Below are 15,158 nucleotides of genomic sequence, written 5' to 3'. Positions count from 1 at the left end.
CGATGAAAAAGCCCCCGCGACCGGATGGTCGCGGGGGCTTTTTCGTACCTAGGCTCAGTTCCGGCGGCGACCGCGCCGTGCCGCGCGTTCGGGCCCCGCGCCATCGGTGCCGTCAGAGGCCGAGGAGAAGCCGCCCAGCTTTTCGACGATGGTCTCGAGCGTCGGACGCTCGCCCGCGGGTCGCGTCTCCAGCGCCTCGCGCATGGCGCGCAGGTGGTCCGGCATGGTGCCGCAGCAACCGCCGATGATCGTCGCGCCGGCGTCCCGGGCGAGGCAGGCGTAATCGGCCATCAGCTCTGGCGTGCCGTCGTAATGGATATGACCATCCTGATATTTGGGGATGCCCGCATTGCCCTTGGCGATGATCGGCTGCTCGGCACCGGCGGCGGTAAAGCCCAGCACGGTGCGCATCAGGTCCGAGGCGCCGGTGCCGCAATTGGCGCCGAAGGCGACGGGGGTATTGGGGATCTTGCCGACCATCTTGACCATGTCGGCGCTGGTCAGCCCCATCATCGTGCGCCCGGCCGTGTCGAAGCTCATGGTGCCGCACCAAGGCATGTCGGCCTTGGCAAAGGCCTCGGCCGCGGCGCGGAACTCCTCGCCGGCCGAGATCGTCTCTACCCAGAGCACGTCGGCGCCCCCGGCCTTGAGGCCCTCGGCCTGCTCGTGGAACATCTCGACCGCGAGTTCGTGGGTGAGGCTGCCCATCGGTGCCATGATGTCGCCGGTCGGTCCGACCGAGCCCGCGACGATCACTGGGCGGCCCGCCTTGTCGGCGACCTCGCGGCCCAGCTCGGCCGCGGCCTTGTTGAGCTCGAACACACGGTCCTGCGCCTGGTGCAGCTTGAGCCGCGAGGCGTTGCCGCCGAAGCTGTTGGTGAGGAACAGGTCGGAGCCGGCCTCGACCGCCATGGAATAGAGCTTGCGGATCTTCTCGGGCTGATCGGTGTTCCACAGCTCCGGCGCATCGCCCGAGCTCAGCCCCATGTTGAACAGGTTGGTCCCGGTCGCCCCGTCGGCCAGCAGCCAGTCACGGGTTTCGAGAAGTCGTGTAAGCGCGTCGGTCATGAACGGGGCCTGTCTGGTCAGTGAAGCGCGGCGTGGCGCCGCGAAGGACCGGAAGCCGGATCGGCCGCCGGGCGGTGTCCGGGTCCTTCTGCACCGGACGGCCCCCGATTTCAATGTCGGCGATCGGCGGCTCGGCACCAAGCGGAGCGGGATCATGCACGGCGCGGGCGATCTCGATCACCGCCCGCAAGAGCCCCGCGCGGTGCGGCGCGGCGATGTATAGCGGGCGCCACTCGGGGCCGAAGCCACGCTTGAACTGCTCCAGACCGGCGCAGCCGGGCCGCGCCGCGATCCGGGCGCGTGCCCAGCCGGGCAGCCAACCCGGCAGCTCGGGCAGGGCGGCGAGCGAAACTCGCGCCATGCCGGCCGCGCGCGCGGCTTCGATCGCGGTCGAGATCGCCGCCATCATCGTGCCGTCCGGCGCCCCGGCCGATTGACGCATCAGGTCGAGCGTCCATTCCTCGCGGCCGCCATGAAAGCTCGCGAAGCCTAGCAGGCATTCGCCCTGCCAAGCCAGCACCACCATTTGCTGGCCCAGCAACTCCGGGCAGAACCGCCCCATTGAAAAGCCGCGCTCGCCTCCACTGCGCAAGGCCCAGTCGCCATGCACGGCTTCCATGTCCGCGAGCGGCAGCGGCCCGGTGGCCAGTTCGGTTCGAACGCCGGACTTCGCCGCCGATTTGAGCTTGCGACGCAGGTTGCGGCAGGCGGGTCGGTCAGGGCTCCAGCGGGTGAGGTCGATCACCGCCTCGGTGGCGATGCGCTCCACCGCCCAGCCTGCGCGGCGGGCCCGCACGGCAAGCCGGGCGCCACCCTTGTAGAGCGCGACGCCAAGCCCGGCGCGCTGCGCATGGGCGCGCAGTTCGGCCAGGCAGGGTCGGCCGAGCGGTTCGCCTATCGCGGTCAGGGTCCCGCCGGCCCGGCGCACCAGCCAGCCATGCTCGAGGCTGCGCGACAGCAAGATCGCCGCACCTTGATGCGCAAGGCCCCATTCCGCCTGCGGCGCGCGCGCCATGGCCTGATGCCGCGCCGTACCGGTGGCAAGCAGCAACGCCGGACGCTCGACCGGGGCCACCGGCCGCACCAGCAGCGCCAGCGCCACGAGGGCCGGGATCGCGTGATAGATCAGCCGGTAGCCAAGCATCGCCGCGACGAGATCCGTTTCGGCGATCTGCGGCAGCAGCGCCAGCAGGCACAGCTCGAAGGCCCCGACGCCACCGGGGCTCTGGCTTGCCAGACCTGCGCCCAGCGCCGCCAGATAGGCGAAGACCACCGCCGAAATCGGCACGTCCACCCCTTGTGGGAGCAGCAGCCAGATCACCGCGCCGGCGGCACAGGTGTCGATCGCGGTCCAGCCGATCAGCCGGGGCAGGGTGCCCGCGCGCATCTGCGGCAGGCCGGGCAGCCGTGGCAGCCTCGGCGCCAGCACGATCACCGCAAGCGCTAGCACCGTTGCCAGCAGCACACGTCCGTCGAGCAGCAGGAGCGACAGCCCGCCGAGCATCGCAAGCGCGCCCATGAAGGAGACCGAAACCCAGAGCGACAGGCGCGTGACCAGCCACAGGTCGCACTCCGGCAGGCTGCGCCAGCGCACCAAAGCCCCCGTGAGGCTGCCGAAGCCGACAGTCTGCGCGATGGCCATGGCGCGGATGCCCGCGGCGCGGGCGCGGCGAGGCTCCACGCCGGTGCCCATGGCGCGGTGCAGGACCACGTCGTACTGGCCCAGCGCCCAGAGACTCAGACCGGTGCAGAGCAAGGCGCCGATCCATTGCGCTGGCGGCAAGGCGCCAAGCGCCGGCACCACCGCACCCAGATCGACCGTCTCCAGCCGCCGGGCAAGCAGCAGCCCGCCCAAGGCCAAGGCGGCGAGCGGCAGGAGCCGAAGCGCGAGGCGGCCAAGTCGGGAGGCAAGTTGCGGGCCGGGCGAGGCGGTCATGGCGTCTCCTGGGCAATGGCAGGCAGGGATACTGCCGCGGCGCTCCGCGGGACGGTATCGGTCAGGGGTGAAGGGGAATTTAAGCGCGCGCCATCAGGGCGCGCGGCGCCGCTAACAGCGCTTGGTTGAGATGGTTCAGTTTTCCTCGACGAGCTCGGCCTTAGCCTCCGCGTTGAAGGCTGCCATCTTCTCATGAATTTCGGCGTCACTGAGCAGATGACCGATGTCGCGGCGCAGCTTGCGGAACACGTCGTCCTGTCCCGCCTCCTCGAACTCGGCCTTGATGACCTCGCGCGCATAGGCGGCGGCTTCGTCGCCCTCCTTGCCTAGCAGACCGGCGGCCCAGAAGCCGAGCTTGCGGTTGCGCCGCGCCTCCGCGCGGAACTTCATCTCGGCGTCATGGGCGAACTTCGCCTCGAAAGCGTGCTCGCGTTCATCGAAAAGTGTCATGTGACTTGCCTTTCCACGCTTCCGTCCTAGGCCACAAGGATACGTCCCGCGACACCTTGCCCGCAAGGGGGGCTTGCACTATGAGGCGGCCAAGGCCGCGTCACGCAGCAATCCTGTCACGGAAACGTTGCGTCGCCCCGACATCCGGGGCCCTGGCGCGCGAACCCCGTGGAGAGCGCATGGCACGTCGCAAGAAGATTTACGAGGGCAAGGCGAAGATCCTCTACGAAGGCCCCGAGCCGGGAACGCTGGTCCAGTATTTCAAGGACGATGCGACCGCCTTCAACGCCGAGAAGAAGGCGGTGATCGAGGGCAAGGGCGTGCTCAACAACCGCCTGTCCGAGTTCTTCATGACCGGTTTGCAGTCGATCGGCGTGCCGACGCACTTCATCAAGCGGCTGAACATGCGCGAGCAGTTGATTCGTCAGGTGGAAATCATTCCGCTCGAGGTCATCGTGCGTAACTTCGCCGCCGGCTCCATGGCCAAGCGGTTGGGTCTGGAGGAGGGCGCGCCGCTGCCGCGTCCGATCATCGAGTTCTCCTACAAGGACGACAAGCTCGGTGATCCGCTGGTCCCCGAGGAATACATCATCGCCTTCGGCTGGGCCTCCCAGCAGGATCTCGACGACATCGTGGCGCTGGCGCTGCGGGTCAACGACTTCATGTCGGGCGTGATGCACGGCGTCGGCATCAAGCTGGTGGATTTCAAGATCGAGATCGGCCGGATCTGGGACAACGACTTCCAGCGCCTCGTGGTGGCCGACGAGATCTCGCCCGACAGCTGCCGGCTGTGGGACATCGAGACCGGCCAGAAGCTCGACAAGGACGTGTTCCGCAAGGATCTCGGCAGCCTCACTGACGCCTATACCGAGGTGGCGCGGCGGTTGGGCGTGCTGCCCTCCAACGTGACCCATCGCCCCCGTCCGACGCTGATCAACTGACGCCCCGGGCGAGACCAGACCGACAAGCCAGATCGACAAGAAGGAGCGGCGCGCATGAAGGCTCGCGTGCAGGTGATGCTGAAGACCGGAGTTCTCGACCCCCAGGGCGAGGCGATCCGCCACGCGCTGGGCGCGCTGGGCTTCGACGGCGTCGAGGGCGTCCGGCAGGGCAAGGTGATCGAGTTGGACCTCGCAGAGACCGACGCGGCGTCGGCCGAGGCCCAAGTGACCGAGATGTGCGAGAAACTTCTCGCCAACACGGTGATCGAGAGCTACAAGATCGACCTGAGCTGAGGTCGCACGCCGCCTCTCGGGGCGGCGTTCGCGTCTTCGGACCAGGTTTCGCTTTCGGGCACCGCTCGGCTCCTTTGAGGGGCCTGAGCACCGGGAGCGATGCGGCGGTGGTTGCAGGGGAGGGCGCCACCGCCGACCTGACTTCCCGAGCAGGGGCGTCGCCGCCCCTCGCCCCGATTTCCCTTTCGCGGCGCCGCCGCCCCAGATCCCGAAGGATGCCCGCCATGAAGGCTGCCGTCATCGTATTCCCCGGCTCCAACTGCGACCGCGACATGGCCGTCGCCCTGCGCGCCGCCGGCGCCGATGTCGAGATGGTCTGGCACAAGGATGCCGGTCTGCCGCGCGGCATCGATCTGGTCGCCGTGCCGGGTGGCTTTTCCTTCGGCGATTACCTGCGCTGCGGCGCCATCGCCGCGCAGTCTCCGGTCTGCCGCGCCGTGATCGATCACGTCCACAAGGGCGGCTATGCGCTCGGCGTCTGCAACGGCTTTCAGGTGTTGACCGAGACCGGGCTGCTGCCGGGTGCGCTGATGCGCAATGCCGGCATTCGCTTCGTGTGCAAGACCGTGCCGCTCGAAGTGGCGACCACGGAAAGCGACTTCACCCGTAGTTACGCCAAGGGCGCATCGCTGCAGATCCCGGTTGCGCATCACGACGGCAATTACTTCGTCGACCAGCCGACGCTGGAGCGGCTGCGGGTCGAGGATCGGATCGCCTTCACCTATGGCGACAACCCCAACGGCTCGACCGGCGACATCGCCGGCGTCCTTTCCGAGAACCGCCGCGTGCTCGGCATGATGCCGCATCCCGAGCGGGCGGTCGATGCCGGCCATGGCGGCACCGACGGGCGCGGCCTGTTCGACGGCCTCGTGGGCGCGCTGGTCTCGGCCTGACCTCGATGCGCCTCACGCCCGCCCGAAGGTGGCGTGATCGGGCCCCGCTTGCCGCGAGGCGCGGGGCCGCGTAAACCCTTCGGCATGTCGACCCAGATACCCAGACCGCCCAGGCCGAGGCGCAGCTGGGGCCCGCGCATCGCGCTGGCCCTGTTCTGCCTCGCCGCGATGGCGGTGATCTGGATCACCAACGTGCTGCTGACCGAGCGCTTTACCGAGGCCACGCGCAATCGCGCCGAGGTCAGGCTTACCCTCTATGTCGGCAACCTGATTTCCGAGCTGCAACGCAACTCCATCGTGCCACAGCTGCTCGCGCGCGACCCCGAGCTGATCGGCGCGCTGTCCTCGTCGGATTTCTCGCGCTCGACCCAGAGGCTGCTCTCATTCGTCGACGAGATCGGCGCGGCGAGCCTCGTGCTCTACGATCGCGACGGTCGCATCGTAGCGGCGACCGATCGCAACCGGCTTGGCGAGACGCATCGCGCGGCGCCTTATTTCGTCGATGCGATGCGCGCCAATTCCACGGTCTTCACCATCTTCCGGCGCGAAACCGGCGGCTATGCCTTCCTCTATTCGCGCAAGGTCGACAGCAACGGCGCGACGCTCGGCGTGATCTCGGTCGAGGTCGACCTTGCCAAGCTCGAACGCAGCTGGGCCGGCACATCCGACGCGGTTCTGGTCACCGACAGTTCGGGCGAGATCATCCTCTCGACCGAGCCGCGCTGGCGCGGCCTGCCCGAGAGCGAGGCGCTGGAGCGTCAGAGCGCGCCCTCGGCGATCGAGCGCGCCTTCCTCGCCACCGACTGGACCGCCCTGCCGATCGACGCCTATCTGCGCGGCGAGGCGGTGATGCGCCGCGAACTGCGGGTGCCGTTCCAGGGCTGGAAGATGGTCACCTTCACCGCCTATAGCAGCGTCCGCGAGAAGGTGAACGGCGTGCTGGCGCTTGAGATCATGGGCTTCGCGATGCTTTTGGCCTTCGCCTTCTGGCTCAGCTCACGCAAATCGGCCTCGCGGCTCCTGCTGGTGCGCCGGGAAAGCGACCAGCTGCGGCGGCTCAACATGCGGCTGCAGCGCGAGATCGCGCAACGCCAGCAGGTCGAGCGCAACCTCGAGAGCGCCGAGCAGACCATCGCGCAATCCTCGAAGCTCGCGGTGCTGGGCGAGATGTCGGCCAGCGTCAGTCACGAGTTGAACCAGCCGCTGGCGGCGATGAAGACCTATCTTGCCGGGGCGCGGCTGCTGCTGCAGCGCCGCCGCCCGGAGGAGGCGCTTTCCTCGTTCCAGCGCATCGACGATCTGATCGACCGGATGGGCGCGATCACCCGCCAGCTCAAATCCTATGCCCGCAAGGGCAATCAGGCCTTCGAGCCGGTGGATGCCCGAGCTGCGCTGTCCTCGGCGCTCGCCATGATGGAGCCGCAGCTCAAGACCCGGTCGGTCGCGATCAACCGCACGCTGCCCTCGGGGCCGGCGATGATCCTCGGGGATCGGCTGCGCTTCGAACAGGTGATCATCAACCTGCTTCGGAACGCGCTTGACGCGACCAAGGAGGTGCGCGACCCGCGCATCGACATCACGCTCACGGTCGAGGATGCCGTCGTTCTGACCGTGCATGACAACGGCCCGGGCATCGAGAATCTCGATGCGCTGTTCGAGCCGTTCTATACAACCAAGCAGCCCGGCGACGGTGTCGGTCTGGGGCTCGCGATCTCATCGGGGATCGTCAACGATCTCGGCGGACGGCTGACCGCGCGGAATGCATCCGGCGGCGGGGCTGTTTTCGAAGTGCAACTGCCTATCTTGGAAGAAGGTATGGCTGCGGCGGAATAGGGGGCTCGAATGAGCAAGACCATGAAGGTCGCCATCGTCGACGACGAAAAGGACATGCGCCAGTCGATCAGTCAGTGGCTGGCACTGTCGGGGTTTGACACGGAAAGCTTTGCCAGCGCCGAGGAGGCGCTCAAGGGGCTGACTGCCGATTACCCCGGGATCGTGGTGAGCGACATTCGCATGCCCGGCATGGACGGCATGCAATTCCTGCGCAAGCTCAAGAGCGTCGACAGCACGCTGCCGGTGATCATGATCACCGGCCATGGCGACGTGCCAATGGCGGTCGAGGCGATGCGGCTCGGGGCGTTCGATTTTCTCGAGAAGCCGTTCAACCCGGACCGTATGACCGAGCTAGCCAAGAAGGCCAGCAACGCGCGCCGGCTGGTGCTCGACAACCGGGCGCTCCGGCGCGAACTGTCGGACGGCTCGGCGCTGATGAACAAGCTGATTGGCTCCTCGCCGGTGATGGAGCGCCTCAAGGAGGACATCCTCGATCTTGGCCAGGCCGATGGCCACGTGCTGATCGAGGGCGAGACCGGCACCGGCAAGACGCTGGTGGCGCATGCGCTGCACGCGGTGGGTTCCCGGGGTTCGAAGAAATTCGTGCTGATCTCGTGCTCGGCCTATGACGAGGAGCGGCTCGCGGCGCGGCTGTTCGGCCCCGCGGCCGAGGACGAGCCGATCCCGGCGCTCGAAGAGGCGCGTGGCGGTACGCTGGTGCTCGAGGACATCGAGGCGCTGTCGAGCGCGATGCAGGCGCGGCTCCTGACCGCGATCAACGACCAGGGTACTCCCGCCGAGACCCGCATCGTCGCGATCTGCAACCTGCAGGACGAGGGCAAGACCTGCGAGAGCGTGCTGCGTCCGGATCTCTATTACCGGCTCGCGGCGCTCAGGATCGTCGTGCCGCCGCTTCGGCAGCGCGGCGAGGACATCCTGTCGCTCTTCACCCGGCTGTCGGAGCAGTTCGCCGACGAGTATGGCTGCGACGCCCCCGAGGTCAGCGCGCAGGAGGCGGCGCAGCTGCTGCAGGCGCCCTGGCCCGGCAATGTGCGCCAGCTGATCAACGTGGCCGAACGCGCGGTGCTGCAGAACCGCCGCGGCTCCGGCTCGATCGCCTCCTTGCTGATGAGCGATGGCGACGAGCAGAGCGATCAGGCGATGACCACCGAGGGCAAGCCGCTCAAGGAATTCGTCGAGGCCTTCGAGCGGATGCTGATCGACAACACGATGCGGCGCCACAAGGGCTCGATCGTCGCGGTGATGGACGAGCTGTGCCTGCCGCGCCGGACCCTGAACGAGAAGATGGCCAAATACGGGCTTCAGCGCTCCGATTACCTCTGAAAACCAACGGCATCTGCCACGGATAGGGCCGCCCTTCGGGGCGGTCTTTCACATTCGTCATTGTGTCATGTGGACAAGTGCCGCTATGAAGGTCGGAACGGGCGGGCGCTTGGCGCCCCGGCCCGGACGGATTTTCCGCCACCTTTGCGACGGGGTACCCCGGCACCGGCGGCGGACGAGACCGGCCCCGAGAGGGACCGCATACCTGACCCCGGTCGACCCGCCTCCGCGGAGGTGGCCGACGGGCATGAACGGCCCCCGAGGGGGCGAGGAAGAACCGCGATGCAACGCGCGCAGCATGCAGGCGACCCGATGACGGCCCCGAGGGGCCGCGCGGAGGCCGATACGCGCTTGATCGCCACAATCGGACATGAACGCCCGACAGGCCTCCCTCCGGGGGCGCCGCCCGGTGCATCATGCGAATGGATAACATGGCAAAGAAAATGCTCATCGACGCCACGCACGCGGAGGAAACCCGCGTCGTGGTCTGTGACGGAAACAAGGTCGAGGAATTCGACTTCGAAAGCCAGAGCCGCCGTCAGCTCGCCGGAAACATCTACCTCGCCAAGGTCACGCGCGTAGAGCCGTCGCTGCAGGCGGCCTTCGTCGATTACGGCGGAAACCGGCACGGATTTCTCGCATTCTCCGAGATCCACCCCGACTACTACCAGATTCCCGTGGCCGACCGCGAAGCGTTGCTCGCGGAAGAGAAGGCCTATGCCGAGAGCCTGAAGGCCGAGGCTGAGGCCGCGTCCGCGGATGCTGACGTGGACGAGAGCGAGACCGATGGCGAGGAGGGCGACCGCCCGCGCCGCCGCCGCTCGCGCTCGCGCCGCCGCGCGTCCGATGCCAACACCGACGCCGTCGCCAGCCAAGACAGCGACGCCGTCTCCGGCATGGAGACCATCGACCCCGAGGGCGACGACGAGGACGAGACCGACGCCGACACCAAGGACGAGGACATCGAAAGCGTCGCCGACGAGGATGACAGCGAGGATGTGCGCCCGGCGCGCAAGCCGCGGCCCAAGCGCTACAAGATCCAAGAAGTGATCAAGGTCCGGCAGATCATGCTGGTCCAGGTGGTCAAGGAAGAGCGCGGCAACAAGGGCGCGGCGCTGACCACCTACCTGTCTCTCGCCGGTCGCTACTGCGTGTTGATGCCCAATACCGCCCGTGGTGGCGGCATCTCCCGCAAGATCACCAATGCCGCTGATCGCAAGAAACTCAAGGAGATCGCGGCCGAAATGGATGTGCCGGAAGGCGCAGGTCTGATCATCCGTACCGCCGGGTCGCAGCGCACCAAGTCCGAGATCAAGCGCGACTACGAATACCTGCAGCGCTTGTGGGAGCAGATCCGCGAGCTGACGCTCAAGTCGATCGCACCCGCCAAGATCTACGAGGAAGGCGACCTCATCAAGCGGTCGATCCGCGATCTCTACTCCAAGGATATCGACGAGGTGATCGTCGAAGGCGTCGAGGGCTTCCGGATCGCACGCGACTTCATGAAGATGATCATGCCGTCGCATGCGAAAAACGTGAAACCCTATACCGATAGCCTGCCGCTCTTCGCGCGCTATCAAGTCGAGAGCTACCTCGCGGGCATGTTCAACCCGACCGTGCAGCTTCCCTCCGGCGGCTACATCGTAATCGGCGTCACCGAGGCGCTGGTCGCCATCGACGTGAACTCGGGCCGCGCCACCAAGGAAGGCTCGATCGAGCAGACCGCGCTCAAGACCAACCTAGAAGCGGCGGACGAGGTGGCGCGCCAGCTGCGTCTTCGCGATCTCGCTGGTCTGATCGTGATCGATTTCATCGACATGGACGAGCGGCGCAACAACACCGCGGTCGAAAAGCGCTTCAAGGACAAGCTGAAGACCGACCGCGCCCGCATCCAGGTTGGGCGCATCTCGGGCTTCGGCCTGCTGGAGATGAGCCGCCAGCGCCTGCGCCCCGGCATGCTCGAGGCCACCACCCAGCCTTGCCCGCATTGCCACGGCACCGGCCTGCTGCGCTCTGACGAGAACGTCGCCCTGGCGATCCTGCGCCAGCTTGAGGAAGAGGGCGTTCGCGGTCGTACCAAGGAAGTGCTGGTGCGCGTGCCCTACGCCATCATGAACTTCCTGATGAACCACAAGCGCGAGCACGTGGCCGCCATCGAGCAGCGCTACGGCATGGCCGTGCGGGTCGAGGGAGATCCGACGCTGGTGTCGCCCGACTTCGTGGTCGAGAAGTTCAAGACCGCCACCCGGACCGTGCCCGAAGCCGCACCCGTCGTCTCGACCGCCGCCCTGATGGAGGAACTCGACGCCGAGATCGATCTCGATCTCGATATCGATATCGAGGAGGAGGACGAAGAAGACGAGGAGGGCACCGAGGCCGCGACCGAGAGCGCATCTCAGGACGAGCCGCGCGCGGCGACGGATGAGGATGACAAACCGCGTAAGAAGCGTCGTCGTCGTCGTCGTCGTCGTAGCGGCAATGGCGAAGGGGCCGAGACGCAGGGCGAGGAACAGTCCGAGGATCGGAACGTGACCGAGGCCGAAGCCGACGAGGCGCCTGCCGAAGTCCCCGAGGTGGTTGCCGAGCCGACGGCCGCGCCGGTGGCCGAGGTTGAAGCGACAGTGGAACCAGAGACCGCCGAAACCGCGCCTGCGGCAGCGGCAGAAGCGGCACCCGAGCCGGAAGCCAAGCCGAAGCGGACCCGTACCCGGACCCGTAAGAAGGAACCGGCTGAGGACGCTACGCCCGCCGCGCCTAGCGAGGCCGACGCGCCCGTTGCCGAAGAGGCACCGAAGCCCAAGCGGACGCGTCGCAAGAAGGCCGAGCCGACCGAGGCCGAGGCCGTGCCTGCCGGTGAGGCCGAGCCCGCGCCGAAGCCCAAGCGCACGCGTCGCAAGAAGGCCGAGCCGAAGCCCGAAGAGGTCGCCGAGACCGCGCCGGTTCCGGCCGAGGCAGAGCCGGCAGCTGCAGGGGCCGCCGAAACCCACGGCGGCGACAAGCCCGAGCAGGCGCCGGCTTCCAATGCACCCGAGGTGATGCCGGAAGTGGCCGAGCAGGTGGCTGAGACGGTCGCCGAAACTCGCAAGGCGCCCGAGCCTGAGGCCGAGACCCCGCGCGAGACGGTGGATGCCGGGGCCGAGGATGACGGCAAGAAGCCGCGTCGCCGCGGCTGGTGGTCGATCGGTCGCTGAGCCGGGCTGGCTGAGCAGAAACAAGAAGGCCGGGCAGGGAAACCTGCCCGGCCTTTCTTATTCGGGACTACACTTGGATCGCCGCTGCAGCGGAACGAAACAACCGCTTTCGTTCGCTCAGCCGTGGCGGATGCGATGCCGCTGCGCGCCATCTTCTTCGACCAGGCCCAGATGCTCATGCCCCGCCTCGGCGCAGAAATGGGGTAGGTCGATCCGCGCCACGGGATCGTCGCAGATGATTTCGAGGACCTCGCCTTGCGCCATCCCGGCGAGGATCTTTCGCGCCTTGAGCACCGGCAGCGGACAGATGAGCCCGCGGGCATCGTAGTGCCTCGGGTCGGGAGAAAGCGGTGTCACGGTCAAGGGATCGGCCTCGTCTTGGAACTGGTGGCGGCGGGCATCGTTGACCCGCCGAATATGAAAACGCAAGAAGAAGGAAACGTCATGACCCGCATGATGAACACCACCGCTCTCGCTCTCGGACTCACCATGGCTGCCGGCGGCGCTCTTGCCGAAGCCCATACCGAGATGGGCATGGGCTCGGGCCGCCTGACTGCCGACAACCTGTCGAACACGATCCGCGCGGAAAGCCTGATTGGCTCGAACGTCTACACGCTCGAGGCGGAATATGACGAGACGGTCTGGGTCGACACGCCCTATTACGAGGAAGTCGATGCCGAATGGGAAGAGATCGGCGAGGTTGAGGACATCGTGATCTCCGCCGACGGCCAGATGATCGGCCTCGTGATCGAGACCGGCGGTTGGCTCGATATCGGCGACGAGGAGGTCGTTCTGGACTTCAGCGAGGTGCGTCTGGCCGGTGACTATGTCGGCGGTGACTTCTCGCTCGTCACGCGAATGAGCCAGGAGCAGCTCGAAGCGCTGCCGGAGGCCAATGAGGGCTACTACAACTGGTGGAACTGATGGCGCTCGGGGCTTGACGCCCCGGACACGTACAAAGGGCCGCGGCATCTGTCGCGGCCCTTTCATTCTTTACTGGGCGCGAACTCAGCCGCGCAGGATCGAGCGTCCGGCGTAGATCGCGGTTTCGCCCAGCATTTCCTCAATGCGGATCAGCTGGTTGTACTTGGCAAGCCGATCCGAGCGCGCGAGCGAGCCGGTCTTGATCTGGCCGCAGTTCGTGGCGACGGCGAGATCGGCGATGGTCGCGTCCTCGGTTTCGCCCGAGCGATGCGACATCACGCAGGTAAAACGCGCGCGCTGCGCCATTTCCACGGCCTGCATCGTTTCGGTCAGCGTGCCGATCTGGTTGACCTTTACCAGCAGCGAGTTGGCCGAACCCTTCTCGATGCCGTCCTTGAGGCGGGCAGGGTTGGTGACGAAGAGGTCGTCGCCCACCAGCTGCACCTTGTCGCCGATGGCGTCGGTGAGCATCTTCCATCCATCCCAGTCATCCTCGGACATGCCGTCCTCGATCGAGATGATCGGGTAGTCGTTCACCAGCGCCTGCAGGTAGGCGACGTTCTCGGCCGAGCTCAGCGACTTGCCCTCGCCCTTCATCTCGTACTTGCCGCCCTTGTAATACTCGGTCGCGGCGCAATCGAGCGCGAGGTAGATGTCTTCGCCGGGCTTGTAGCCGGCCTTCTCGATCGAGCGCAGGATGAAGTCGAGCGCCTCGCGGGTGCCACCGAGCTCGGGGGCGAAGCCGCCCTCGTCGCCGAGGCCCGTGGACATGCCGGCGGCCGAGAGCTCTTTCTTCAGGGTGTGGAACACCTCCGAGCCCATGCGGACGGCTTCACGGATGCTGGTCGCGGAGACCGGCATGATCATGAATTCCTGGATGTCGATCGGGTTGTCGGCGTGCTCGCCGCCATTGATGATGTTCATCATCGGCACGGGCAGCACGCGGGCCGACATGCCGCCCACGTAGCGGAACAGCGGCTGGGTGGTGAACTCGGCCGCGGCCTTGGCGACCGCCATCGACACGCCGAGGATGGCGTTGGCACCGAGGCGGCCCTTGTTGTCGGTACCGTCGAGTTCGATCATGGTCTGGTCGATCTCGACCTGCTCGGTCGCGTCCATGCCGAGGATCGCCTCGGCGATCTCGCCGTTCACCGCCGCGACCGCCTCGAGCACGCCCTTGCCCATGTAGCGCGACTTGTCGCCGTCGCGCTTCTCGACCGCCTCGTAGGCGCCGGTGGAGGCGCCCGAGGGCACGGCGGCGCGGCCCATCGTGCCGTCTTCGAGGATCACGTCCACCTCGACCGTCGGGTTGCCCCGGCTATCGAGAATTTCGCGGGCGTGAATGTCGATGATCGTGCTCATGGAAGTCTCCTGTGGGAAGGTTCGTGGGCTCTATAACGCGGGCGTGACCCGGCGTGAAGCGCGCCTGAGCCGAGCCTCGCGAAGAAGCGTGTAGATCCCCGAGCCGACGATGATCGCGGCCCCGAGATAGGTGAGCGCGTCGGGCCGTTCCCCGAAGACCGAGACGGCGATCACCAGCGCGAAGATGAGGCGGGTATAGCGGTAGGGCGCGATCACCGAGACCTCGCCCATCCGCGTCGCGGCGGTGAGCATGTAATAGGCCGCCACGCCGATCACGACGCCGCCCGCCAGCATCGCCAGCTGGGTCGGGTTGGGTTGGACCAGCCGCTCTCCGGCGACGAGAACCATCGCGTAGCCCACCGGAACGAGGATCAGGAAGGCATAGACCGACAGCTTGGTCGACGAGATCGCGCGCGGCACCCGGCGCGAGGCGAGGTCGCGGCCTGCCAGTCCGATCGCGCCCAGGAGCGCGAAGAGCGACATCGGGGTGAAGCCGTCGGCGCCGGGGCGGATCACCAGCAGCACGCCGACGAGGCCCGCACATATCGCGCTCCAGCGCCGCCAGCCCACCGGCTCCGAGAAGAACAGCGCCGCGCCCAGCGTCACCAGAAGCGGGATGGACTGCGCGATCGCGGTGGCCGTGGCGAGCGGCGAAAGCGCGACGGCGGTGATGAAGCTTCCCGTTCCGATCACCTCGCCCAGATTGCGCGCCATCACGGCGGGATGCAGGAAATCGGGCGACCACAGCGCCTCGTCCCGCGCACGGGCCATCAGCGCGAAGGCCAGCCCGCCGCCTAGGCCCAGCAGCATCAGGATCTGGCCCACCGGCAGTGCGCCGGCGAGGAGCTTGATGAACATGTCCTCGAGCGCGAAGCCGAGCATCGCCGCGACCATGAGAAGACTGCCGCGCAGGTTCTCCATC

The 15,158-nt window shown here is 67.1% G+C and carries 13 protein-coding genes; 7 read left to right on the top strand and 6 right to left on the bottom strand.

From position 1 onward, the window contains the following. Nucleotides 1–54: 54 nt before the first annotated feature. From bmt to LOS8367_RS11615, 3 genes are all read right to left on the bottom strand, one after another. Entirely contained in the window at nucleotides 55–1,068 is a 1,014-nt protein-coding gene (gene bmt / locus LOS8367_RS11625) for a betaine--homocysteine S-methyltransferase (RefSeq protein WP_085896685.1), read from the bottom strand. Continuing rightward, complete coding sequence (locus tag LOS8367_RS11620; RefSeq protein WP_085896684.1) at nucleotides 1,031–3,004, bottom strand: phosphatidylglycerol lysyltransferase domain-containing protein; 1,974 nt, start codon at nucleotides 3,002–3,004, stop codon at nucleotides 1,031–1,033. Before LOS8367_RS11620 ends, bmt begins: the two co-directional genes overlap by 38 nt. A gap of 135 nt (nucleotides 3,005–3,139) precedes the next feature. Beyond that, nucleotides 3,140–3,454: a DUF1476 domain-containing protein gene (locus LOS8367_RS11615; RefSeq protein ID WP_085896683.1), complete on the bottom strand. Its 315-nt coding sequence runs from the start codon at nucleotides 3,452–3,454 to the stop codon at nucleotides 3,140–3,142. A 179-nt stretch (nucleotides 3,455–3,633) separates the two neighbouring features. Between LOS8367_RS11615 and purC the strand changes: the two genes are divergently transcribed. The 6 genes from purC (at nucleotide 3,634) to LOS8367_RS11585 (ending at nucleotide 11,950) form a co-directional block, all read left to right on the top strand. Then, complete coding sequence (gene purC / locus LOS8367_RS11610) at nucleotides 3,634–4,395, top strand: phosphoribosylaminoimidazolesuccinocarboxamide synthase (protein WP_085896682.1); 762 nt, start codon at nucleotides 3,634–3,636, stop codon at nucleotides 4,393–4,395. Between the two features lie 54 nt (nucleotides 4,396–4,449). Beyond that, nucleotides 4,450–4,689, top strand: a complete 240-nt coding sequence (purS, locus tag LOS8367_RS11605) for a phosphoribosylformylglycinamidine synthase subunit PurS (protein ID WP_085896681.1) — start codon at nucleotides 4,450–4,452, stop codon at nucleotides 4,687–4,689. 224 nt (nucleotides 4,690–4,913) lie between these two features. Next, complete coding sequence (gene purQ, locus LOS8367_RS11600; protein WP_085896680.1) at nucleotides 4,914–5,582, top strand: phosphoribosylformylglycinamidine synthase subunit PurQ; 669 nt, start codon at nucleotides 4,914–4,916, stop codon at nucleotides 5,580–5,582. A gap of 84 nt (nucleotides 5,583–5,666) precedes the next feature. Beyond that, the gene (locus tag LOS8367_RS11595; RefSeq protein ID WP_085896679.1) at nucleotides 5,667–7,415 is read left to right on the top strand and encodes a sensor histidine kinase; all 1,749 of its coding nucleotides are present in this window, start codon (nucleotides 5,667–5,669) and stop codon (nucleotides 7,413–7,415) included. A 9-nt stretch (nucleotides 7,416–7,424) separates the two neighbouring features. Then, nucleotides 7,425–8,759 carry a sigma-54-dependent transcriptional regulator gene (locus tag LOS8367_RS11590; protein ID WP_085896678.1) on the top strand — a complete coding sequence of 445 codons (1,335 nt, stop codon included), beginning with the start codon at nucleotides 7,425–7,427 and terminating at the stop codon, nucleotides 8,757–8,759. A gap of 431 nt (nucleotides 8,760–9,190) precedes the next feature. Next, complete coding sequence (locus tag LOS8367_RS11585; RefSeq protein ID WP_085896677.1) at nucleotides 9,191–11,950, top strand: ribonuclease E/G; 2,760 nt, start codon at nucleotides 9,191–9,193, stop codon at nucleotides 11,948–11,950. A 117-nt stretch (nucleotides 11,951–12,067) separates the two neighbouring features. Here the strand turns inward: LOS8367_RS11585 and LOS8367_RS11580 are convergent, their stop codons facing one another. Further along, on the bottom strand, nucleotides 12,068–12,379 hold the full coding sequence (locus tag LOS8367_RS11580; protein ID WP_370737701.1) for a sulfurtransferase TusA family protein: 312 nt from the start codon (nucleotides 12,377–12,379) through the stop codon (nucleotides 12,068–12,070). Nucleotides 12,380–12,394: 15 nt separating this feature from the next. Between LOS8367_RS11580 and LOS8367_RS11575 the strand changes: the two genes are divergently transcribed. Continuing rightward, nucleotides 12,395–12,874, top strand: coding sequence for a PRC-barrel domain-containing protein (locus tag LOS8367_RS11575; RefSeq protein ID WP_165761456.1), 480 nt, complete (start codon nucleotides 12,395–12,397; stop codon nucleotides 12,872–12,874). Nucleotides 12,875–12,958: 84 nt separating this feature from the next. On the opposite strand, the gene eno is transcribed toward LOS8367_RS11575, so the two are convergent. Both eno and LOS8367_RS11565 read right to left on the bottom strand, forming a co-directional pair. Next, nucleotides 12,959–14,236, bottom strand: coding sequence for a phosphopyruvate hydratase (gene eno / locus LOS8367_RS11570; RefSeq protein ID WP_085896675.1), 1,278 nt, complete (start codon nucleotides 14,234–14,236; stop codon nucleotides 12,959–12,961). Between the two features lie 30 nt (nucleotides 14,237–14,266). Further along, a complete protein-coding gene (locus tag LOS8367_RS11565) occupies nucleotides 14,267–15,157 on the bottom strand; it encodes a DMT family transporter (protein ID WP_085896674.1) in 891 nt (296 codons plus the stop codon). Nucleotide 15,158: the final 1 nt, after the last annotated feature.

The sequence above is a fragment of the Limimaricola soesokkakensis genome (assembly GCF_900172345.1).
GTDB lineage: Bacteria > Pseudomonadota > Alphaproteobacteria > Rhodobacterales > Rhodobacteraceae > Limimaricola > Limimaricola soesokkakensis.
Note: the sequence above shows the minus strand (reverse complement) of the source record. Positions and strands in the feature narration are given on the sequence as shown.